General features: G+C 41.9%; 11 protein-coding genes. 10 read left to right on the forward strand and 1 reads right to left on the reverse strand.

Annotation, left to right across the window (positions count from 1 at the left end; translation table 11 throughout):
• Window positions 1–363 precede the first annotated feature (363 nt).
• The 9 genes from LVD16_RS19155 to LVD16_RS19195 all read left to right on the forward strand — a co-directional run bounded on the left by LVD16_RS19155 (window position 364) and on the right by LVD16_RS19195 (window position 23,344).
• Entirely contained in the window at window positions 364–4,746 is a 4,383-nt protein-coding gene (locus tag LVD16_RS19155; protein WP_233769897.1) for a glycosyl hydrolase, read from the forward strand.
• Window positions 4,747–4,819: 73 nt separating this feature from the next.
• Entirely contained in the window at window positions 4,820–7,156 is a 2,337-nt protein-coding gene (locus LVD16_RS19160) for a beta-1,3-glucanase family protein (RefSeq protein ID WP_233769898.1), read from the forward strand.
• Between the two features lie 103 nt (window positions 7,157–7,259).
• The gene (locus LVD16_RS19165; RefSeq protein WP_233769899.1) at window positions 7,260–9,311 is read left to right on the forward strand and encodes a carbohydrate-binding protein; all 2,052 of its coding nucleotides are present in this window, start codon (window positions 7,260–7,262) and stop codon (window positions 9,309–9,311) included.
• 570 nt (window positions 9,312–9,881) lie between these two features.
• Window positions 9,882–11,846: a carbohydrate-binding protein gene (locus LVD16_RS19170; protein ID WP_233769900.1), complete on the forward strand. Its 1,965-nt coding sequence runs from the start codon at window positions 9,882–9,884 to the stop codon at window positions 11,844–11,846.
• Window positions 11,847–11,914: 68 nt separating this feature from the next.
• The gene (locus LVD16_RS19175; RefSeq protein WP_233769901.1) at window positions 11,915–13,708 is read left to right on the forward strand and encodes a carbohydrate-binding protein; all 1,794 of its coding nucleotides are present in this window, start codon (window positions 11,915–11,917) and stop codon (window positions 13,706–13,708) included.
• An 81-nt stretch (window positions 13,709–13,789) separates the two neighbouring features.
• The gene (locus LVD16_RS19180) at window positions 13,790–15,241 is read left to right on the forward strand and encodes a carbohydrate-binding protein (RefSeq protein ID WP_233769902.1); all 1,452 of its coding nucleotides are present in this window, start codon (window positions 13,790–13,792) and stop codon (window positions 15,239–15,241) included.
• A 57-nt stretch (window positions 15,242–15,298) separates the two neighbouring features.
• Window positions 15,299–18,067, forward strand: coding sequence for a carbohydrate-binding protein (locus tag LVD16_RS19185; protein ID WP_233769903.1), 2,769 nt, complete (start codon window positions 15,299–15,301; stop codon window positions 18,065–18,067).
• 123 nt (window positions 18,068–18,190) lie between these two features.
• Window positions 18,191–20,782 carry an AbfB domain-containing protein gene (locus tag LVD16_RS19190; RefSeq protein ID WP_233769904.1) on the forward strand — a complete coding sequence of 864 codons (2,592 nt, stop codon included), beginning with the start codon at window positions 18,191–18,193 and terminating at the stop codon, window positions 20,780–20,782.
• A gap of 150 nt (window positions 20,783–20,932) precedes the next feature.
• The gene (locus tag LVD16_RS19195) at window positions 20,933–23,344 is read left to right on the forward strand and encodes a carbohydrate-binding protein (protein ID WP_233769905.1); all 2,412 of its coding nucleotides are present in this window, start codon (window positions 20,933–20,935) and stop codon (window positions 23,342–23,344) included.
• Window positions 23,345–23,406: 62 nt separating this feature from the next.
• On the opposite strand, the gene LVD16_RS19200 is transcribed toward LVD16_RS19195, so the two are convergent.
• Window positions 23,407–24,174: a M57 family metalloprotease gene (locus LVD16_RS19200; RefSeq protein ID WP_233769906.1), complete on the reverse strand. Its 768-nt coding sequence runs from the start codon at window positions 24,172–24,174 to the stop codon at window positions 23,407–23,409.
• A 915-nt stretch (window positions 24,175–25,089) separates the two neighbouring features.
• Here LVD16_RS19200 and LVD16_RS19205 point away from each other — a divergent pair.
• Window positions 25,090–25,878 carry a hypothetical protein gene (locus LVD16_RS19205; protein ID WP_233769907.1) on the forward strand — a complete coding sequence of 263 codons (789 nt, stop codon included), beginning with the start codon at window positions 25,090–25,092 and terminating at the stop codon, window positions 25,876–25,878.
• Window positions 25,879–26,154 lie beyond the last annotated feature (276 nt).

Raw genomic sequence — 26,154 nt, forward strand, 5'->3', positions numbered from 1 at the left:
TATTTTAATACTTTAATATTTAAAATAATAAATGAATTAATTATATAATCAGCTTGAAAATTAACATTTAAGCTTTATATTTGATTCAAGCATTGAAAATTCATTCGTTCTTTTGTGTCTAATATCTCTATTTGGCTGAACATTAGCTGTATAGGTCCTCCTAGGGCAAAAGAGTACTTTCATGATGTAAAATAATCTCCCCTAACTGGCTGTTAAGGCCTATTTTGCACAAGTATGAAGTATTTTTGTAGAGGTTGTAAGGTTGGCTACGATGAGTTATTGTAGTACGCTATCTCTTTTTTAAACCTTTTGGATGTCCGACCTTGGTTCTTGATTTTAAGTTCAACCAAACCTAAGGAATCAATGCAACCAATCTCAATTGGAAAATATTTTTTTGTCCAAAAAATAAATCATTATTTCTGCAACATACAGAAATCGATTGCAGGATTTAAATCTCTCACTTTTACTGTTCTTTTATTAGTAATATCACTCACTTCTTATACCTGGAGTAATGCCCAGGTGGTTAATGTAGGGTCTGGAAGTTACACTACCACTTTTCCAGGCACAGATGAGGCAGGAAGAAATACCTTCCCTACCGGCTCTCCACAAGTATCCGGACCAGCCGCATCCAAGCCTGTTCCTTCTAATACATGGTGGGCCAATTTTATAAAAGTAGATCACGGCGGACAAGCCTTTAATTATCCTCTTTCTTTTTGTTCTGAGCCAGAAGGTTTAGTTATTAATTATACCATTCCATTATCAGCATCGGCCACTGAATATCGTGAGCCTATGAGTGTGGTAGACGGTGTGAAAGTTGGAGTATCAGGCCTTAGCACCAGCAGATCTACCGTTTCAGACTTTTCTGACTGGACCTTTACAGCTAACTGGTCTGGCGGTGGCAATAACTTCTCATCAACCATCGGGATGGGAATGCCTTTTGTGTATTTCACCAAAGCCAATGGAAATACGGCTCGTGTGGAGGTGGGGTTTAATCCATCGGGCGTTTCTGTTTCAGGCAGCAACCTGATCATTCAAAACAATATGAATAATTCCAGATACGTGGTGTTTGGCCCATCCGGCACCTCCTGGAGCGGAAGTAACGGTACTTATACCTCGTCATTAGCAGGTAAAAACTATTGGTCAATGGCCTTAGTGCCTCCTGGAATGGATATCAACACATTTATTTCCAATTATCAAAAATATGCCTTTGTATTTCCGTCTGAAACTAATGTAAGCTGGACCTACAATGAAAGTTCTTCTGCTCTGAGAACAACATTTAATGTAACGCCTGATGTTAAGGAAGGCGCTGCTAATCAGGTATTAATGGGACTATTGCCACATCAATGGGCACATTTAGCTCCTGGTTCAGCACAGCCGAACCTGGCCACCTACCCTTCCGTGCGTGGTCAGCTTAAACTGTTAGGTTCAAACTCATTTGCTGTAGAAAACAAGTTCAGCGGCATATTACCTACTCTCCCTAACCTGGCTAAATACAGTGATGGTTTCGACATCAGCAAACTGTTTAATAAGATAGATGCCATGAAGGGCGACGGTCTACCCGCCTGGACTGACTCATACAATGAAGGTCAAAACATGAACAGGCTAATACAGGCTGCACGCATAGCGGATCAGATTGGTTATACTGCTGCCAGAGATCAACTTTTAGATAAAGTACAAGAAAGGCTGGAAGACTGGCTGAAGGCAGAAGGTGGTGAAGTAGCCTTTTTATTCTATTATAATGATACCTGGGATGCCCTATTAGGTTATCCGGCAGGTCATAGTCAGGATTCAAATCTAAATGATCATCATTTTCACTGGGGTTATTTTATTCATGCTGCTTCTGCACTAGAGCAGTTTCGTCCAGGATGGGCCAATCAATATGGAGGCATGATCAACTTGCTTGTGAAAGATGCTGGTAACGCCGACAAGAATGATAACAAGTTCCCATTCTTAAGAAATTTCAGTCCTTACGCAGGACATGCCTGGGCCAATGGTTTTGCCACCGAGCCTTTCGGTAATGATCAGGAATCTACTTCTGAATCTATGCAATTTAATGCTTCTCTAATTCACTGGGGAACCATCACCAACAATAATCAGATTCGTGATTTAGGAATATACCTTTACACTACCGAAGTTACTGCCATCCAGGAATACTGGTTTGATACCAATGACAGAACCTTCCAGCCTGCCTATCAGCATGAAATGATTGCCCGAGTATGGAGCGCTGGCTATGATAATGGCACCTGGTGGACCTCTGACATTGCCGCTTCTTACGGCATTCAGCTATACCCTATTCATGGAGGCTCACTTTACATGGGATATGATCTGGATTATGTTCAGGAAGTGTGGAATGGCATGACAGCCAAAACGGAGGTACTATCCAATACTCCAAACGCTAACCTTTGGTATGACACTTACTGGAGTTTCCTGGCATTTTTAGATCCTGAAAGAGCCATCGAACTGTATGATAATTATACTGAAAGAGATGTAAAAGTGGGTATATCAGATGCCCAGACCTATCACTGGCTCCATACCATGAATGCTTTAGGAAATGTGGCTGATGAAATAACTGCTGATTATCCTATTGCTTCTGTGTTTGATAAAAATGGAACAAAAACCTATGTAGCACACAACTACGGATCATCTGCCAGAACGGTACACTTTTCAGATGGTACTTCTTTGTATGTAGAAGCTGGTAAAACAGCTACCAGCAAAGATACAGGCATATCCATTTCTCTATCTGCTCCAGGAATAGTTGCTGAGCCTTGTACCTCTGGTGTGAATAGTGATTTCACACTTACTGCCAATGTTTCCGGACCAGTGAGCTCAGTAGAATTCTACAGAAATGGTAGTTTGCTAACCACAGACAATAGTGCTCCTTACCAACTACCACAATCATTTAATTCTGACAATGTCTATACTTATACCGCCAAAGCCTATGGAAATGGTGGCCTGGAGTTATCAAATGTATTTAAAGTTACCGTAGGGCTGGGTAATCAGGCCCCTTACAATGGAGCGCACAATGTTCCTGGTACAGTACAGGCCGGTCATTATGATACCGGTGGAAATGGAATCTCCTATTTTGATGTAGATCCGAATGTTTATGAAGCCAATTTCAGAACCGAAGATGAAGTGGATGCGTCGACCTCTGCCTCACAAGGCACTTCTATTGGCTGGATAAGCGCTGGCGAGTGGGTAGAATATAGTATTAATGCTGCTCCTGGTGTTTATGATATTGATTTAAACATAGCCGCTAACGCCTCTGAAGGTGGTCAAAGTGGCTCCATCAGTATAGATTTAGATTGCAATACCGTTGGAAGCATCAACTCTACACCTCTAACAGGTGCCTGGGATACTTTCTCCTCCACAAAGGCTTCTGATATTAGCATTCCTGCAGGGCAGCACATCATCAGACTTACTTTCAATTCTGGTGTTTATAATTTGGGTAATATCACTTTCACCCGTACAGGAGATTTGGATGGTAGCAACAGCGCCCCTTCAACACCGACCGGACTACAGGTAACAAGCACAACAGAAAACAGCATCGCTGTGAGCTGGAATGCTTCTACTGATCCTGATAATAATCTTTCGGGGTATGATGTATACTTAAACGGAAGCCTTAGTGATAACGTAAGTGGTATTTCATATACATTTACAGGGCTAAACCCGAGCACCACTTACACCATTGAGGTTAATGCCAGAGATACTGAAGGTGCTATCTCTCAGCGTGTTTCAGTAGATGGAACCACTAACGATCCTTCCGGAACTGGCGTAGTTATACCTGCCAGAATACAGGCCGAGGACTTCACTGACATGGCTGGAGTACAGATGGAAAATACTATTGACGATGGTGGAGGACAGAATGTAGGCTGGATAGATACCGGCGACTGGTTAGAATATGAAATTCAAGTACCTGAAACTAAGGATTATACCATCGATTATAGAGTAGCTAGCCAAGATACTGGCGGTACATTGGCCTTTTTGTTAGACGGAAATTCATTAAGCACCACTTCATTCGGAGCTACAGGAGGCTGGCAAAACTGGACTACCACTAATACCACAGTTAACTTGCCTGCTGGCTCACATACCGTGCGTATTGTTGCCAATACCTCTGGCTGGAACCTTAACTGGATTGAATTTTCTACGAGTAGTACTCCCCCACCATCAGGCGGCAATTGTACTACCAATGTAAATGCTGATTTCTCCGTGGAGGTATCTGATGATAACAGCAATCCGAGTATAACATTTGTACCAGAAAGATCGGGAGTAGGTGCAAATACTTGTATACTTTATTACAGCACTAATGAGAATGCCATTTTTCCTGGCTACTTAACTTCTCCAAACACTCCTTTCCAGCTGAATGCCAGCGCAGGCCAAACAGTTTACTATTATTACACTTATAGCCTGCCTGAAGGTGGAGAGAACAATACCTTCAATAACAAAAAGAGTTTTGTAGTAGGGCAATGTGCTAATCAAATCAGTGCAAGAACGGCCGCATGGTCTGAAAAAGAATTTAGCAAACTCACATTATTTCCTAACCCCGTGAGAAATGAGCTGAACATATCAGGACTTGAAAGCAATGCTAACATCACCGTGTTTGATCTTTCTGGTAAAGTGATGATGCAGAAGAATGCCACCCACAACAACCAGGAAACCAGCACATTAAATGTATCTCACTTGAAGAGTGGTGTATACTTTATACAGATAGAAAATAATAACAGCAGAATGAAATTTATTAAAGAATAGAACCTAAACCCAGTAAAGGTAAATGAGGAGCTTGCTCCTCTCCTTACCTTTTTTTCACTTAAACCTAAATCCAATGAAAAGTAACGTTTACAAACCAACAATCAGAGCTTTGAAGGCTCTTGTTTTTGGGCTTCTACTATTGTTTGGCAATGCAGCTATTGCACAGACATTGCCCTATCAAATCACTAACAATTCACCATATTCCGACAGCGAAGTATATATTGGAATTGTTGGTATTACCGATGGCCACGTATGGGTAGACCCTACTAACGGCCAGGTTCACCCAATGAGTCCTTCTTACAATAACGTACCAGGACCTGTGTATGGTGGTAATCAGGGCCCGGGAAACAATGGCCTTTATGCTAACTGTTTCAGAAAACTAAGTGACATACCTAATCGCACTATCAACATACCGAAGATAGCCGGTTGTAGGATCATGATCTCTTTCCAGAGCCAGCTATACCTCTATTTCTTCGGTCATTCCGGAGCACCAAGTGGGTATTCGGCGCCAAACCTGGAAAACCCTACTGACCCTAATCAAGGTATCAAATACGAATTGGTAGAACTTACCTATAATGACTACGGTCTGTGGTGTAACACTACCAGAGTAGATAATTACCAATACCCAATGGGTTTAGAAGTATGGGGTAATGGTTTCTACAAAAAAGTAGGCGAGCTAAAGTCTCATCAGCAAATATTGTCTGAGTGGCAAGCCACAGCACCTTCTGAATTCCAGGGACTACTGAAAAGTTCTGAAGGAATCATCCAGTTTCCAACTAAAAACCCATCATTCCCAACCAACTTCTTCCAGGGATATATAGATGCCATCTGGAGCAAATATTCTGGTCAGCAGTTAGTATTTAACTCAGGTCAGGCAGGTGTTTGGAGAGGTAGTGTTCAGGGAGGAAACCAGTTTGTATTTACCAGAGATGGAGATGGACAGGTAGCTACAATACCTGGAAAACCTACTACTAAAGAAGCCATGGAAGGTAGCGGTGTGCTGGCCTCTGGTGGTCAGTGGGACAAGGTAGTGCAGGCTCAATTTGTAGCTGCAATTACAAGACATGCCATTGATCTTAATGTGGCATCAGGAGTATTGCAAGACTTTGGAAACACTTCCAAATATTATCAAACGTGGCCATATAACTGGTATTCTAAGTTCTTCCACAGAACAGACATCAGCCAGGATGGTCAGACTTACACATTTGCTTATGATGATGTTTTTGATCAGTCTGCCACTATACATACAGCAAGCCCAACATCCATAAAAATATCAGTTGGTGGGCTTCCGGGTGGAAACAACGGCAATCCTGGAGTAAGCGGACTTGCAGGTACTTATACGCTTAAAAACAGAAGAAGTGGTCTCAACATGGATGTAGCTCAGAATGGAAATTCTGCTAATGGAACCAACATCTTACAATGGACTCCTACAGGTAATCCTAATCAGCAATTTAAGCTGACAGAAGTATCTACCGGTGTATATTCCGTCATTTGTGTTAAAACCAACAAATGCATTGATATCGATGGCGTAAGCACAGCTGATTTCGCCAACCTACACCAGTGGGATTATGTGGGTGGTGCTAACCAGCATTTCAAAATTGAGGATGCAGGCGGTGGCTATTATAAATTAAGAGCTACACACAGTAACAAAATTATAGAGGTAGGTTATGCCAGTCTGGATGCTGGAGCTAATATAAATCAATACACTGATAATGGTCAGCTATGTGGTCAATGGCAATTAGTACCAGTAGGTGGCAGCTCATGGTCTACCACTATTCAGGCTGAAGATTACGCTGTAATGTCAGGTGTGCAGTTAGAAAACTGCTCGGAAGGTGGCCAAAATGTGGGTTACATAGATGTTGACGATTGGATGGTTTATGATGTGAATTTACCTTCTAATGGCACCTACACCGTTTCTTACAGAGTGGCTAGTCAAAATGGAGGAGGAAACATACAGCTGGAAAATGCCGGAGCCAGCCCTGTTTATGGAACTATTGGCGTGCCTTCTACAGGCGGATGGCAAAACTGGACCACCATTTCTCATTCAGTGAATCTAAATGCTGGTGCTCAGCAAATCGCTATCAAAGCGCTCGCTGGTGGTTTTAACATTAACTGGTTAAAAATCAGCAGACAAGCAGGCGCAGCCAATGCAAGAACAAGCATGGACGACATTGCTGTAGATGAGGATAATATTCTTTATCCTAACCCAGCTGAAAACACTATTCGCTTAAGACTAGCTGAAGAGTTTAATGGAGGCCAAATAAGCATCATGGATAAAACAGGTAAAACTGTTTATTCAGCCACTTATACCGGTCAGGAAATAAACATATCACAGCTTCCTGCTGATATGTACATACTCAGATTAAACGCTGGAAGTGAGCAGATAATCAAGAAGTTTATCAAGAAATGATAATTAAAGAACATGCCTCAAAAAAACTTTGAGGCATGTTCTTTACCAAATACTGTAGTCGATAAGTCATTGACGCAGAGTCCTTTTAACTAATTTATTATTAATGAAAACAATAAAATATACGCTACTACTTTTACTCATAACTCAACTATTTTCTTTCAACATTTCAGCTCAAACCGTTAGGGTTTCCGGTAGGAAAATCCTTTTGAATGGTGGTGAGTACAAGATTCACGGGGTGTGCTACTCTCGTGGCGGAGCTGGAAATTACACGCAGGACATCGCGTTAATGAAAGAAGCCAACATTAACACCATTAGAACTTATTCCCCTATTAATGATAGAGCGGAATTAGATGCTTTTGCTAATGCAGGGATTAGAATTATTATGCATTTAAATGAAAATAATTTTGAATCCTATGTAAACACTTATAAGAATCATCCAGCCATTTTATTGTGGGAGTTTGGAAATGAATTCAACTATCACCCGGAATGGTTTGGTGGCAACTTATGGAACTGGTACGGCCAGCTAGAGGCCAATGCTCAACGCGTTCACCAGCTAGACCCAAATCACCCGGTATCTACCGCTCATGGTGAAGTACCTCCTAACGATGTACTCAACGCCTGCCCTAGCGTAGATGTGTGGGGTATGAACCTTTACAGATGGGACAATGATGTACCTGCACTGACTGACCTGAACAGCAGATTAGCTGGCAACAAAGCCCTTTTCGTGGCTGAGGCTGGTGGAGATAGCTACAATAAAGCTCAAAATGCTATAAATGAAGGCGAACAAGCTACTGCCAATAGAAATATCTTAACTGGCATTACTAACAGGTATGACATCTGCGCTGGTGTTACTCTATTCGAATTTTGCGACGAGTGGTGGAAAGCAGGCAATGACGGAGTTCAAAATCCTGGTGGATCTGCCCCTAACAGCTCAGGAGTTCCGTATGACGGTTCTGCTGATGAAGAATATTGGGGCATAGTAAGAAGAGATCGTTCTAAAAAGGCCACTTTCAATGTTGTTAGAGACATTTACGGAGCTATTGGTGATAACAATGGCACTAACGGGGTGAGCGGACTAGCTGGGACCTACAGCCTTATCAATAGAAGGAGTGGTTTGGCCATGGATGTAGCTGAAAACGGAAACCCCGCTAATGGCACTAACATTTTGCAGTGGAATCGCACTGGAAACCCTAATCAGCAATTTAGGTTAACAGAAGTTTCATCTGGCGTTTACTCTATTATTTGTGTGAAGACCAATAAATCTCTGGATATTGATGCTGTAAGCAATGCTAATTTTGCCAACCTTCACCAGTGGGATTATGTAGGTGGCGCTAATCAGCATTTTAAAATTGAAAATGCGGGTAATGGTTTCTATAAATTAAGAGCTACTCATAGCAATAAGATCATAGAAGTTGCGTACGCCAGCCTGGACGCTGGAGCTAACATCAACCAATATGATGATAATGGACAGCTTTGTGGACAGTGGCAACTGGTACCAGTAGGTGGCAGCAGCTGGTCTACAACCTTAGAAGCTGAAAACTATGCGCTTATGAGCGGAGTACAAACAGAAAGTTGCTCAGAAGGCGGATCAAATGTAGGATATATCGATGCTAATGACTGGATGGTGTGGGATGTAAATGTGCCCTCTAATGGCACATATTTGGTAGAATATAGAGTAGCCAGCCAAAATGGAGGAGGAAATCTACAATTAGAAAAAGCCGGAGGAAACCCTGTTTATGGTACACGCAGTATCCCTGCCACGGGCGGATGGCAAAACTGGTCTACTGTTTCTCATACGGTTAATCTTAGTGCAGGACAGCAACAGATGGCTATCAAAGCATTAGCAGGTGGGTGGAACTTAAACTGGATCAAACTCACCAGACAGTCTGGAGCAGCCGCAAGAAAAGCGACAAGCGAATTGGAAGTTTCTAAGCAAGTGCTCTACCCTAACCCGACTACAAATTATATCAAGCTCTCTATACCAAAAACCATGAAAGGTGCTGAATATAAGATCGTTGATAAAGCGGGAAGAAAAGTACTAAGCGGTGAATACAGCGGTGACTCAATTGATGTATCTACCTTACCATCAAATCTTTACATTCTTCAAATAGAAAAAGATAAAACTCAGATTACTGAAAAATTCATCAAAGAATAAGGACACAAGATGAGGCTTCAAACGGAGGCCTCATCTCCCCTTTTCGGGGAATATAACTGATGTAAGTAAACGGCAGATATTAAGCTTAGGATCTACTTTGAGAATCTTAATTTAATGGTGGTACAGCTACAAGTCTTTAAAGATCTAAATCTGTGATTTATAGCTAACTATAATAAAGCACCACTAATATTATTTATGGCTTTACTCAAAACATCAGAAAGCAATTTACAATCAAAGAATGTAGTAATATTTGACTTTAAGAATAAGCTAAACCGATTAATTCACTTTAAAGTTTAAACATTACCTCACTCTAAACAATGAACCTAAACCTGTAAAAATGAACCTAAACCTACAATTACATTCCCTGGGAGATCTCACAATCCCCTGACATATAATACCCTAATTTTTGTCAATAATTGGTAATTCTAATATGATGTAGAAGGCATCATATGGTCTATAGTTTTGGTCAAAAAAAAGCCTCAAGTGAAGATGTTGGGAGCAGGCTTTTAGTCTTATTCAACTACTAATTTAAATAAGCTGAAACCAATTTTTAATCTTAACTACATAACAATGAATTACATTAAAAACCGCTTCATTCCGGTACTGGCACTACTGGCTGTAGCATTTCAAGCGCAGGCGCAAACACCGCCTGCTACCTGGCAAGAGCACTGGTTCGAACACAATCAGGTGCTAAGCAGAATGTATTATGATGATGACGTAGCCATCTATTTCGATGACGACGTAGACCGATCTAGCACCTGGATGTATTCCTACATGGGAGATCTTTGGCGCTATGTAAAACAAACCTATGGTGAGTACAGTGCAGAAGGCAGGCTATATGCAATTTTTCATACAGGAAAATATAGCGGTGGCCACCCCTCCACCTATTTCGATGCTAGCCATGACTACCGCGATGTGGTAGATGCCGGCGCCGGCCCATGGCCATGTGACTGCGGAACCGGGCTTGACCTATTCACTCATGAGGTGGCACATATAGTAGAAGGCGCCACCATGGGGGTAAAAAATTCACCTGCCTTTGGTATTTGGGGTGATAGTAAATGGGCTGAGGTATTTCTCTATGATGCTTACTTAGGGCTGGGACGTACCGCTGATGCCGATCGGGTTTATAACTTATGGATGGCTAATTCAGATAACTTTCCGGTGGCTAACACCCATTGGTTCAGAGATTGGTTCTACCCAATTTACTCACAGTATGGTGAAACTGATGTTTTGGTAAGATTCTTCGAGTTAATGTCCCAAAACTATCCGAAAAATGGCAATCAATACGCCAAGAATATGAATTGGGGTGAGTTTGTTCATTTCTGGAGTGGTGCCGCCAATGCTAACTTAAAAGACCTGGCTACAAATGCTTTTGGCTGGCCTGCGGAATGGGAAGAACAGTTTATACAAGCTCAAAACCAGTTTCCCTTCCCCTATTCCAATCCAAATAATAATGGCATAGACATTACGGACCTGGGAGGCAGCATAACGGCACAATACTCCGATTCTCCCGCAGCAGAAGGAGTAGGTAACCTGATTGATAACAACACAGGAAGTAAGTTTCTAACTTTCCACAATAGCGCCTGGGTACAGTTTCAGGCTAACGAAAGTCATGTCGTTACCAGTTATAGTTTGGCTTCCGCCAATGATGCACCATCAAGAGATCCATTAAACTGGACACTGCAAGGCTCAAATAATGGATCAAGCTGGACTACCCTGGATTCCCGAAATGGAGAAGACTTTCAATACCGATTTCAAAAGAGAATATTCAGTTTTAATAATAGCAATGCTTACAGCTACTACCGTCTAAACATGGTAAACAACAGCGGGAGTATCCTTCAACTATCTGAAATAGAGCTTTTTGCAGAGGATTCAAATCCATTTAGCAACAAAATAGAAGGTGAAGCCTATACTTCCATGGCTGGTGTACAGCTAGAAAATACTTCTGACACCGGCGGCGGGCAAAATGTGGGCTGGATAGACGCTGGAGACTGGATGGCGTATGCCAGCATAACCATACCCGAAACCGCTAACTATACCATTGAATACCGCGTGGCTAGTCTCAATGGTGGTGGTCAGCTATCTATGGATCTCAATGCCGGTGGGCAAGTACTCGGTTCTGTGAACATCCCTTCTACCAGCGGATGGCAAAACTGGACTACGGTGTCGCAAACGGTAAATATCGCAGCTGGCACCTATGACTTTGGCATCTACGCCCAGGCTGGCGGATGGAATCTTAACTGGTGGTCAATAACCAAGGTTTCGAATGCTTCCAGCGCAAGAAAAAGCTCAGACGTGGTAGCAGCATCAGATAGTGAAATGGTCTTATTTCCTAATCCTGTCACTAACCAGCTCAGCATAAAAGGCCTAAGTCCGGATGCTGATATTTCAGTATTTGACATCACCGGGAATATGATTCTAAAACCAGATAATCAATCTGAAAGCAACATCCAAACGATAGATGTAAGCACCTTGAAACCAGGAGTTTACTTTATTCAAAGTGAAGGTAAAGCTTTAAGATTTATTAAAAATTAAAATATGAGGATGTCTCGAAATCCAACTTTGATTTCGGGACATCCTTTCAAAAACCTAAACCTATATGTATGAAAACTTTTACCGTATTCACCAAAATACTAGCAGCCTTTGTTATTCTGCTTACTAGTGCTTTAGAAACATTTGCTCAGTCCACTTTATACGTGGGCGGACATTTTAGAAGGGAAAGAAACCATACCGTGGCAGACCTTAAGGCGTCAGGCTTTACTAATGTCATCTTGTTTAACATTAATGTTGACACTCAGGGAAACCTGCAAATGGATGGTGAGCCCATCTGCACGAACGGGCAGTATACTTTCGGCTCTGTTCAACCTAACTATATCAATGATGTGAGCTCCCTTAAAAGTGGGAACACGTCCATCACCAGAATTGAAACCTGTATAGGTGGCTGGGGATCAGAATCTTACAATCACATCAAAGATTTGATCAATGCTCAGGGCACCGGAGCTAACACCAATTTATATAAGAATTTTCAGGCCTTAAAAAACGCCTTACCCTGGATAGACGCCATCAATAATGATGATGAGCATGCCTATGATGCCGGCACCGCTACCGCCTTTCATGTGATGTTGGCTGACCTGGGTTTCAAAACCACTTTAGCTCCTTATACCAATAAATCTTATTGGCAAACCATTGCTAATAACATTAACGGTCAACGACCGGGAGCAGTAGATAGAATTTACATCCAATGCTATGATGGTGGAGCGGGCAATAATCCATGCAATTGGCATATTGGCGGCATTCCCCTTCATGCTGGAATGTTACATTTCAACTCTTCCGCCACCATCAATAGCCAAATGACCAGCTGGAAAAACTCTTGCAATGTGGTTGGCGGCTTTCTTTGGGTGTACAATGCCAATGACTTTAATCTACAAAACCATGCTGCAGCCATCAACACTGTATTTGCTGGCAACCCTGCAGACTACGCTGTCACTGTTTATCAGGACTGTAATTACGGTGGCTACGCCGTGGGGCTAAACGAAGGCAGTTACAACATGAGCGACCTGCAGGCCAAAGGCATTGTTAATGATGACATTTCTTCCTTAAGAATAAAAGCTGGATACAAGGCTACTCTATATTGGGATATCAATTTCACAGGCTCCACCGTTACCAAAACTTCAGATGACGCCTGCCTGGTTGATGATGGTTTTAATGACCAGGCCACCTCTATTGTTATCTCCAAAACCTCCTCAAGTAATCTCATTGAAGCTGAAAGCTATAGCTCCATGGCAGGTGTAGATGTAGAAAGCTGCTCTGAAGGAGGCCAGAATGTAGGCTGGATAGATTCCGGTGATTGGATGGCCTTTAATAACATCAACTTTCCATCTTCAGGCACATACCTCATTGAATATAGAGTAGCCAGTGCTGGCGGCGGTGGAAGCTTATCGGCCGACCTCAATGCCGGAGCTACTGTACTAGGAACACTCAGCATACCGGGAACCGGCGGGTGGCAAAACTGGACTACCATCTCGCATACAGTAAATGTAAATGCAGGTACTTATCCTCTAGGCATATTTGCTCAAACTGGAGGCTGGAACCTCAACTGGGTGAAGATCACCTACCAGGGCTCTGCCTCATCAAGGCGGGGATCCTTAGACTCTGAAATTACAGAACTAACTGATATTCAAGTATTCCCCAATCCCATCATCAATAGTGCAAGGATTAATCTGAATAGTCCATCAGCCACGGTTCACATTACAGATGCTACCGGCAGAGAAGTGATGACACCTTTGGAAGTGAAGAACAATGAGGATATAGACTTCTCACATCTTCAAAAGGGAATGTACCTCTTACAAATAGAAATCGGAGAAAAAGCCATAACGAAACGGATCATCAAGCAATAGCTAAGATCAACAGCAAAAGTGATGCTTTGGTGGGGCTAGGCATCGCTTGATTATTTCATGTTCAATATAAACCTACTCATTATGAGAAATGTAAAAACCATGATCATGCTGACCGCAGGCCTCTTATTAGGTCATGTGGTATCAGCCCAAAACTGGCAGCTAGTCTGGCAGGATGAATTTACCAATGGCATTAGTAGCGATTGGGTGTTTGAAACCGGCAACGGCTCCGGAGGCTGGGGTAACAATGAGCTGGAGTATTACCGAAGAGAAAATGCTTCAGTACAAAACGGGCAGCTGGTGATCACCGCTAAACGTGAAAACTATGGCGGGTTCAATTACACATCAGCCCGTATGAAAACTCAGGGACGCCGCAGCTTTAAGTATGGGCGTATCGAAGCCAGAATTGCTATGCCATCAGCGTCAGGCTTATGGCCTGCTTTCTGGATGCTGGGCGATAACATAGGCTCCGTTGGCTGGCCTGCCTGTGGTGAAATTGATATTATGGAGCACGTAAATGCAGCTCCTGATGTTCATGGCACCATTCACTGGTCAGATAACAACGGAAACTACGCTTCCTATGGTGGCAATACCGGAACCAGTGTAACCAACTTCCACGTGTACGCCATAGAATGGGATGCCAATGCCATTAAATGGTTTGTTGACGGCAACCAGTATCATGAAGCCAATATCGCTAATGGTGTGAACGGCACTAATGAATTTCACAACAACTTCTTCATTTTGCTAAACCTGGCTGTAGGTGGAAACTGGCCGGGATGGAACATTGATAACAATGCTTTTCCTGCTCGCATGTATGTAGACTATGTACGTGTATACTCCGGAAACGGCGGCGGTGGCGGTGGAGGCGGAAACGACTTCAACCGTTTAATTCAGGCTGAAGACTACTCTGCTATGAACGGCGTGCAAGTTGAAGGCACCTCAGATTCCGGTGGTGGCCAAAATGTTGGCTGGATAGATACTGGCGATTGGATGGCTTATAACAGCATCAACATTCCTCAATCTGGTAACTACACCATCAGATACAGAGTGGCCAGCATCAATGGTGGTCAGCTTTCTCTGGACCTGAATGCAGGAGCTACCGTGCTGGGTAACAGGAATATACCTGCAACCGGAGGCTGGCAAAACTGGACTACGGTTTCGCATACGGTCTACATTAACGCAGGTACTTACAACTTCGGAATCTTCGCCCAAACTGGCGGCTGGAACCTCAACTGGTGGCGCATAGTTGGTCAAAGCTCTGCCTCAGCCAAGAAAGGATCCGAAGAAGTTATTTATGACAGCAGACTAGACCTTTCTGATAAAGTGTATCCTAACCCAACCACGGGACTACTTAAAATCAATCTGCCTGACAGTGATTTGGCTCCAGTAAAAATCATTGACACTGCAGGTAAGGTAACATTAGAAACTGCTGTTCAGAATAATTCTGTAGATGTTTCCTCTCTGAAACCTGGATTATATACCATCCAAATTGGAGAAGGAGATAGTATCGTAACGCAAAGATTTGTCAAAGAATAAACCTTAATCATGGTGGCTCAGAAGAGCCACCATTTTACTACACAACAATCATCAATAATGAAAAAACTAACAAACGTAAAACTACTGAGCACCATAGTCTTTCTGGCTGGTATGCTTCTAAACCTCAACGGGTTTGGGCAAATCGGCAATGTGCTATGGGAAGAAAATTTTAACACTTTTAATGGTGATATATGGAATATTGATACAGGAGATGGATGTGACCAGGGCCTTTGTGGCTGGGGTAATCAGGAGCTTCAATGGTACTCTGAAAACAATGTTTATATTGGTCAGGTACCTGGTGAACCGGGCAATAATGCTCTAATCCTGGAAGCCAGAAATGACGGATCAAACGGATATGCATTTACTTCCGGGAAAATTCAATCAAACGCTAATCTGGCGGTTCAGTATGGACTGATAGAAATTCGTATGCGTGTTCCTAACCTTGAAACTGGCTTATGGCCTGCTGCCTGGCTACTCGGCACCACTACTATCGGATGGCCCGGAAAAGGAGAAATAGATGTTATGGAAATGGGTCATGCGTTGGCCGAAAGGCAAAGACAAGGTCATGGCACTGAGAGTGTAAATAACTATGTAGGATCTAATCTAATATTCGCAGCCGATGCTGCTTGTTCAGATCAAAACCCTTCATGTGCGGCTAGCACGGCCTATGATGTGGATTATAATAAACCCTATGTGAGTAGCACTCCTATGAATGATAGGTTTGTAACCTACAGACTTTATTGGACCTCCTCTGACATCAGATTTACCATTACTGACAATGGTATAGAGCACGATCTTTATGAAGCTCCATTTGTAATTGGCGAAGAAAGCACAGAGTTTCAACAGCCTTTCTATTTATTATTAAATCTGGCCGTAGGTGGTACTTTCACTGATTCCAGAGCCAACGGACAGGTAACTGCTCCCCTACCAGCTAAAATGTATGTAGACTATATTAGAGTATCAGAATACAACGGTGAAGGACAAGTGTTCTTTGGAAACATAAACCCGCCAGAAACAGGTACTTTCGGAGTATTTACAGACAACACTCCTACCAGCAATAAACTACAAGCTGGCTCATCTTCAGATATTTACGCCTGGGGCAACCTAGTGGAAGGTAACACAGCACCATATGAAGGTGATAATGTAATAGCATGGCAATTTAACAACCCTAACAACTGGTTTGGAGGTGGTATAGTTACCCGCCAGGCCAGAGATATGAGCAATTTTGAAGATGGAAATCTGAAATTCAAGATAAAGATACCTGCCAATGTTTCCTTCAGAATTGGTATAACCGACAACTATACAAATCAAAATTATGTAGACTTCCCTGCCAATCAAACCAAGTATGGATTAGTAAGAAACGGTGAATGGGGTGAAGCTACTATACCTGTTAGCGATATCAAAGGAGGCTTAATAGCCCTGGCATCTATGCAATATATGTTTGCTATTACCAGTATGGATGGTGATTTACCTACCAGCAACTTCCAGCTTGGCCTAGATGATATATACTGGGAAGGTGGTGGCGGCGAGCCTAATCAAGTGCTTACTTCCATCAATGTAACTCCTGGCTCAGCCAGCATCGATGTGAATGGAACTCAGCAATTTAGTGCTCAGGCTTATGATCAGAATGGTACCGCGATGGCTGCTAATTTCAGCTGGAGCAGCTCTGGCGGATCTATTAACGCTAATGGCCTTTTCACTGGCAGCAGCGCAGGAACCTTCACTGTAACTGCAACAGCTCAAGGCGTAAATGGATCAGCCACAGTAACCGTAAATAATGTAAATACAGGTGTAACTATCCCTGCCAAACTAGAGGCCGAAGCATACACCAATATGTCTGGAGTACAACTTGAAGGCACTAATGATACCGGCGGAGGCCAAAATGTAGGCTGGATAGAAGCGGGTGATTGGATGGAATATGAGATCAATGTACCGAGTGGTGGAGCCTATACAGTAAACTACAGAGTAGCTAGTGAAACCGCTGGTGGAAGCATACAAATATCTCAAGATGGAAACGCACTGGCCACCACATCTTTTGGTGCCACAGGCGGATGGCAAACATGGTCTACTGTCAGCGAAACGGTAAACTTAAGCTCTGGTAATCATACTATAAGAATCACAGCCAATACTGGCGGTTGGAATATCAACTGGATAGAGTTTGAAGGCGGTGGGAACCCGGGCTTCTCTCAAACTATTGAAGCAGAAGACTATGCTGTTTCTGCAGGGGTGCAAACTGAGGCATGCTCTGAAGGTGGACAAAATGTTGGCTATATAGACGCCAATGACTGGATGGTATGGAATGTAAACCTTCCAGCTGCAGGCACTTACACTGTAGAATATAGAGTGGCCAGCGCTAATGGAGGCGGAAACTTGCAGCTTGAAAATGCCGGAGGAGCACCTGTTTATGGTTTTGTTTCAATTCCTAACACTGGCGGATGGCAAAATTGGACCACGGTTTCACATTCGGTTCAGCTCAATGCCGGAGCTCAGCAAATCGCTATTAAAGTTGTAGCTGGAGGCTGGAATATTAACTGGTTGAGAATCTCATCTTCATCAGCCGCTTCTGCAAGAAAATCATCAGAAGCAACTGATAATGAAGCACTTGATTACAAAATCTATCCTAACCCTACTTCAAGCATTCTAAATATCAGAGTGAGTGGTGATGCTCAACCAAGAGCTGCAATAATAGATGTTTCTGGAAGAGCCGTAATGAATAAAACTGTAAACGGAGGAGTAATTGATGTTTCTTCTCTCAAACCAGGATTATACACTGTGCTCATTCAGAGTGGAGATAAAATGATATCACAACGATTTATTAAAGAATAACATGTAAGCGTAAATGGCTCGCATTTCTGCAGATACTTACTTCTCCATTAGTTATGCAGGGTGCGGCCATTTAATCACAACTAAGAGTACACTTTAATTTTTTTTTAACCTAAACGTGTTTTTATGAAACAACTTAAACATTTTACTTTAATCACTTTGCTGCTGCTATCCATGTTCAGTGTGGGTATAGCACAGCAAAAGGATGACCCTAAAGGTCTTGGCAAGACCGCTTCATTCACGCAAGTGTTGAAGCAAAAGATCGCCACCAAACAGGGCATTAATCAGCGCTCTGAAGCTGCCTCAATTACAGTATCAACACCTGATGCCGGTGAGGTAACGCTTAATATTAAGTACAATGCTTTGAAAGGAACTGACCTCACATTAGTGGGTGAAGCCAATGGAAAAGCTGAAAATAGCTTCTTTATTAAATCCGAAGGTTCTGCTTTAAAAGGGAATATTATTCTGAAAGATCAAAACAAGGCCTATGAATATTATTCTGATGCTGAGGGCAATGCCTACATAAAAGAGAAGCGTATGGATAAGGTAATGTGCGTAGAATACGCTGCCCTATCTCCTATGAAAATCAAAGAAGCTGCAAAATCAGCAGCTCCAACCGAAGTAGCTGAAGCACCTAACAACCTGCAAAGTTTACCTGGTGCAGAAGCCGTAGTATTGTTGGATTTTGATGGTTATCAGCTTCCTTCCGGTACAGGCTGGTTAAATGGTAACTCCTGGTATGCTCCCGCTTCAGGTATGTCTGACTCACAAATCACAGAGGCTTGGGAACTGATCAGTGAAGATTATCGCCCTTATAATGTAAACATCACTACAAGTCAGTCGGTATTTGACTCTTACCCTATGGGCAGAAGAGTGAGATGTGTATTCACTCCGGCTAATGATCCTGCTCCTGGAGCGGGTGGTGTGGCCTATGTGGGTGCTTTTGGTTATAATGACTGGCCTTGCTGGGTGTTCATGATGGATGGAAAAGTAGGTGGTGAGGCTGCCTCTCATGAAATAGGCCACACAGTTGGTTTAGGCCATGATGGTAGAACCAATCCTAATGAAGGCTACTTTTTAGGCCATGGAGATTGGGCACCAATTATGGGTGCTGGTTATTATAAGCCTATCTCTCAATGGAGCAGAGGTGAGTACGCTTACGCCAACAATCAGGAAGATGATCTTTCAATCATGCAGCAGTATATCCAAAGAAGAGGAGATGACCATGGTAATAACTTTGCCGGCTCTACTTTCATGGATAAAGATGGCGCAGGTAATGTAGCCACTCAATATGGTGTAATAAGCACTACGGGTGATGTAGATATGTTCAGATTCACCTGTGGTACAGGAAACGTATCTCTGGATATCAACACAGTTGGCAGACATGGTGACTTAGATGTATTAGTTAACCTTTATGAAGGCTCAACAGGCAACCTGATAGGGGTCTTTAATGGTGGTGGTTTGAACACTCACCTAGATGCCTACCTTGATGCAGGCACTTATTATTTAGGAGTAGATGGAACCGGAGCTGGTGACCCTGCAACTAATGGCTACACTGATTACGCATCATTAGGCAGCTTCTGGATTACAGGCGTTATCCCTGCTGGCGGTGGCGGCGGAGGTGGTGACTACCTTTCATGGGAAGCTCACAACCAGCCAGGTAAAATCATAAGACATGCAGGAAACAGAGGCAGAATAGATAGCAATGTATCTCCAGCAGCTGATGGCAACTGGAAAATGGTACCAGGACTTGCCGGTGCAGGTGTATCTTTCGAATCAACAAACTTTCCAGGCAGGTTCCTAAGACATAGAGGTGGTGAAATATGGTTAGATAATAATGATGGTTCACAATTATTTAAGGAAGATGCTACCTTCTTTGCCAGAGCAGGATTAGCGGATGGCAACAAATATTCGTTTGAGTCATACAACTTCCCAGGTAGATTTATCAGACATAGAAACTCACAATTATTTAACGAGTCAATCACCAATGATTTAGGAAGAAGTGACGCTACTTTTGCTAAACTCGGCAATGGCAATCTTCCAGGAGGAAGTTCTTCATTTACTATCGAAGCTGAAAACTTCACCTCCATGTCAGGTGTACAAACTGAAGGTTGTTCCGAAGGAGGCAGCAATGTAGGCTGGATAGATAATGGTGACTGGATGTCTTATGCCAACATCAATTTTGCATCAACTGGCAGATATTTGATTGAATACAGAGTGGCCACTCCAAATGCCGGAGGAGTACTTTCTGCTGACTTAGATGCTGGTGCTAATGTCTTAGGTACCATAAACATCCCTAACACAGGCGGCTGGCAGTCATGGACTACTGTTTCTCATACTGTGAATGTGAATGCTGGTACTTACCCGTTTGGAATTTATGCTCAAGCAGGTGGCTGGAATATTAACTGGATCAAAGTAAGCTATCAAGGAGCAGCGGCCGCACAGGCTCAAAGCACTCCTGCCCTTGCTGAAGCTGCTTTATTAACTCAGGATGACTTCAACCTCTACCCTAACCCAGCCTCTCAAAGTATAAAAATTGGTTTCGCTAATGGTACAGCCGAAATAAAGGTGATGAATGCACTAGGTCATGAAGTGATTGCTGCTTCATCAGTGGAGCCTAACAGTGAGATCAATATATCTAATCTGAAAAGAGGTATCTACTTCATTCAGATTAAAAAGGATGACGTTTCAAAGGTAAAACGATTTATCAAGGAGTAATCACATCTCATGAAAACGACTAAATATCTGATATTATTGTCTTTCATCGAAGGTATGATTATAGATATCATTACTTAGAATTATTTTTCGGGGATTATCTCGTGATGAGGTAATCCCTTTTTTTAATTATAAACCTAAACCCAATTTATTATGAGACACATTTCTCAAATGTTATGTTTTTGTCTTGTATGTGGCCTTTTTTCGGTCACCTACGGACAGGATGGGCTCCGTTTAGGGTCCGTTTCAACTTTTAAAGATCAGCTGAAGAGCAAGGTTGATCGCTCCAAAACCCTTAACCAGCGCACATCTGGTACCACTATCGATGCACAGCTACCTGACAATTCAACTTTACAGCTTCAGGTAAGCTATGAGAATGTTTCAAAAGAAGACCTCACTTTAGTAGGTAAGGTAGGAAACATTGAAAAGAGTAGCTTCTTTATTAAAGTGAATAATGGTGTAGTTAAAGGTAATATCGTTATTGACGGTCAAAAAAATGCCTTTGAATATACCTCAAAAGGCGGCGAGGTTTTTATCGAAGAGAAAAGAGCTGACCGTGTGGTATGTATTGAATATCCTAATGGTCCTGCTAATGCAGTTCCTACCAATGTAGAAGTTCAGGATTTTGAAATTGGCGAAGCTGCTAACAATCTACAAAGTCTTCCAGGAGCTAATGCTTGTATTCTGTTGGATTTTGATGGTTATAACCTACCTGCCGGTACAGGTTGGTTAAATGGAAACAGCTGGACTGCACCTGCTTCAGGTATGTCTGATGCTGCCATTACAGAAGCCTGGGAGCTTGTGGCTGAAGATTTCCGTCCATACAATGTGAATGTTACCACCAGCCAATCTGTTTACAATTCTTATGCTCAAAATAGAAGACAAAGATGCGTATTCACACCGGCTAATGACCCTGCTCCGGGTGCAGGTGGTGTTGCCTATGTAGGTGCATTTGGTTATAACGAATGGCCATGCTGGGTATTCATCATGTCAGGTAAAGCCGGAGGAGATGCTGCTTCTCACGAAGTAGGTCACACGCTAGGACTAGGTCATGATGGTAGAACTAACCCTAACGAAGGATATTTCTTAGGTCATGGAGACTGGGCTCCGATTATGGGAGCAGGTTATTACAAGCCTATCGCTCAGTGGAGTCAGGGTGAGTATGCCTACGCTAATAACACTGAGAACGATACTCAAAAAATGACTGACTATATCAGCTTCAGAGGTGATGACTACGGAAATAACACAGGATCTGCCGCCGCTCTTAGCGTAAACGGATCAGGAGTAGTAGCTCAAAAAGCTGGTGTAATTGAAAGAAGAGGCGATTATGATATGTTCTCTTTCAACTGTGGTACTGGTAATATCTCATTAGATGTAAACACCGTAAGCAGACATGCCAACCTTGATATTCTGGTAAACCTTTATGAAGGCAGTGGTAACCTTATCGGTACCTTCAACCCTAGCGGCCTTAATACGCATATTGACGCCTATTTGAATGCTGGCAAGTACTATATCAGAGTTGACGGAACCGGAGCTGGAAATCCTGCTACAAACGGATATTCTGACTATGGTTCTTTAGGTAGTTACTGGATCACTGGTAATGTAACTCCTGGCGGTAACAACAATGCGGTAGCCACAGTATATCAGCACTGTAACTACGGTGGATACTCTGCAGGTCTTGGTGTAGGAAGCTACAACCTGGGTGATCTTCAAGCACTTGGTGTAATAAATGATGATGTATCATCTATTCAGATTCAGGCAGGATATCAGGCCACTTTCTATTGGGATGCTAACTTCACAGGAAGCACACTGGTAAAATCAGGAAATGATGCATGTTTAGTAGATGATGGTTGGAATGACCAAATCACTTCAATAGTGATCTCTGCTGCCGCAAGTAGCAACACTATTCAAGCTGAAAGCTATTCTTCCATGTCTGGTGTACAGGTAGAAGCTTGCAGTGAAGGTGGAGAAAATGTAGGTTATATCGAAGCTGGAGATTGGATGGCTTATGACAACATCACCTTCCCTAACAGCGGTACTTACCTTATTGAATACAGAGTAGCTAGCCAACCAGGTGGCGGACAATTATCTGCTGACTTAAACGCTGGCGCTAATGTTTTAGGTACTTTAAATATTCCTAACACAGGTGGATGGCAAAACTGGAGCACCATTTCTCATTCTGTATCAGTAAATGCAGGTACATATCCGTTTGGAATTTATGCTGCTGCCGGTGGATGGAATATCAACTGGATCAAAATCACCTATCAGGGAGCGGGAGCACCTGCTGCACAAGCTCGTACAGGTAATTTTGAAATGTCCACTGCTATGGATAGCAATACTGAAATGGTTCTATACCCTAATCCTTCTGAAAATGAATTACATATCAGATTTCAGGGAGAGCAAATAAAAGGTAGTATATTAAATACTATGGGTCAGATCATCCAAAAGTATACCTTGAAAGATGCTTCTGAAACAATAGATATTTCTGGTTTGAAAGCTGGAACATACCTCTTAAGCATAGAGTCTAATGACAACAAAGTCATGAAGAGATTCATTAAGAAGTAAGAACAAAAAAAGGCTGCCAACTCTGGCAGCCTTTTAAAACTAAACAAACAATCACACTATTATTAATTCGGATAGATAGTTCTTACAGCTACTTTATCTCCATTAGTAAACCCATTCCAAGGCAGAATAAAAGAATTCATAACTGAGTTAGGGTCACTAGCAGGCGTTCCAGGTATAAATGTACCTTGAGTCTGATCTGTATGATAGAGACCAAAAATATGTCCCATTTCATGTACAATGGTAAAAGTTTTATAACCTGCTCCCAAGTAGTTGAACCTGGTATTGATGGTCATAGTATGACCTGGCTGACGGTTAGATCCAGGCAAATAAGCTCTGGCCACCCAGTTATCTGCCGAGTAACCTGTAGTAATAATAGTATTAGCATTATTTCTATTAGTTACCACACTCATCCCTAATCTGGTACCGTTAATTGAGTTCCACTGATTTACAGCTCTGCGAACCGCGCTTGCCCAACCACTAGGTACTGATCCATCTATGAAGAATTTAATGTTATTAACCACATTATTTCTCACTAGATAAGGGCCACGATAATGCTCCGTATCCGCCTCAGAAAGAGCATCTTGTGCTACATAGTTTTTAACATCTGCCTTAGAGATGAGAATATCATCATCTATAATAAACAGATCGTCCTCTTGCTTAATATCCTCCTTATTAAAGCCAGATTTCACAAGAAAATTGATTAACTCATTATCTACGTTTTCCTGAGGCTTTATTTGCTGTTCTTCTTCAGAACAAGCAAATACGGTAATTAGAATAGATAAGGAAAGAGGCACAATGGTGCCATAAAACTTTTTAAAAAGCTTTGTCATTTTTATTGGGTTTAGGTGAATAATAAATGAATGTAAAAAGTACACCTATTAGCCTAATTATACTGTCGGAATCTCAACATGAAGTCACTCAGGTGCTTCAAATAGAGCTGAGAGACAAAAATCAATCAAGAGAGAATCATAAAACGTTAATTACCAAATGATTACAAAAATCAATAAGATTCATATTGTGTCTAATACCATGTGCCTTTTAGAATAAAAAAGCACATGAAATAGAAAAAGCCGCTGAGGAGATTCAGACGGCTTTTTCGTGATCGCAGAATATAGGTGTGAAGGGTTATAAATTCTTTTTTAAATAAAACTGCCAGCAGGAACGCATCCTGCCAGACAGTTTATGAACCTGAACGTGAAAAGTTTTTACTTCTACAACTAATCATGATTCAAAGGTATACAGGATTCACTTAGTAGGTTAGAGGAAATAGACCCTTTACTAAGGGGATATTTCCCCTTGTTTGAAATGACAAAATAATTCGGCAGGCATTTAAAACAGAAAAGCCCCTTCGGACCTGGTCCTGAAGGAGCTTTCTGTTGTCTATAGTTGGCTTTAATTGATACTAAGGTAATACTGAATAATTTCTTGTGCCATCCCTAATCTATTTGATCCATAACAGGCAGTTGAACTGCTTATATGATCGATAACTTGTTTTGATATTATACTATAAAATTAAATGCATAAACCCATAAAAGCAGAAAACCCCTTCGAACCTGGTTCTGAAGGGGTAATCTGTTGTCTATTGTTGGCTTTAATTAATACTAAGATATACCTCCGCCTTATCATCACAAATCCTATATCTATTCTTAGCAGTATCTACAGTTAAATTACCTTATATGCCGACTAATGATATTTATACCTCGCTTATTATGTGAAATATGTGTATTATTATAAAAAATCTTCATATGAAAACTATTTGCATCATCTTATTCGTCCTAATATCTTTCTCTTCCGGTGCCCAGAGCTATGTGAATAATGTGAAAGACACCCTTGCTGAAATTAAAACCTTCTATAATGTCACCATGGCGGAAAAGACCGAGTTTAAGGATTCGTATCCATCAGGTCAGTATTTTTTAATATTAGATGTGGGTGTTGATCAATCTAAGCTGAATATAAAAGCCACAGCAGCGGATGGAAGCCCAGTATTGCTCAATGCCTATAATGGTTATTATGGCCTTCATATTACCGACAATCATTTCTTCACATTAAAATTTGATTATGAAGGTCAACTTCAGCCTTCAGGTTTGTTTGCTAAAATGTATTGGATCACGCCGAGCCTCATTGGCACCACCCTTCCAGCAGAAGCTAAATTTAAAACCAATAAGGGAGAGTTATCTGCAGCCGAAATATTCGAAGATAAGACGTCACTGTTGGTGACATTAAACACCGATCGAGAGCGTGACAAAGAAGTAGTGGAAGTAATTAAAAAGCTACAACTAGAATATCCGGAGGTCCAAATCATATTCTATGGTAAATCAGATATAACTGACTTAGAAAGTTCAGCAGTTGTAATTAGTAGTAGTAACTTTCGCAAATTGTCACCATGGACTGCTATGATAAAAGGTCAACCGGAAATATTTATGATTGACACTGAAGGCAAGCTGGTCTACAAAAACTCCATTAGTAATAGCAAGCCCATTACTAATGCAGAACTAACGGCCCATTTGGAAGCTCAGCTCATGAAGATGTTATAATTCAAAAATAGACTAAAAACAGAAAGCCCCTTCGAACCTAGTTCTGAAGGGGCTTTCTGTTGTCTATAGTTGGCTTTAATTGATACTAATGTAATAGGCTTAATGATTTTTTGAAATCATTTCCAGTTAAAGTGACATTTATGGTCGACGAAATAACAGAAAGTGCCGATAAGTGAACACAACATGTCGTTCATCGACACCTTTAAACAACAAAAAGCCCCAATGAACCTAGTCCAATGGGGCTTTTTGTTGTCTATAGTTGGCTTTAATTGATAC

Source organism: Fulvivirga ligni, assembly GCF_021389935.1.
Taxonomy (GTDB): domain Bacteria; phylum Bacteroidota; class Bacteroidia; order Cytophagales; family Cyclobacteriaceae; genus Fulvivirga; species Fulvivirga ligni.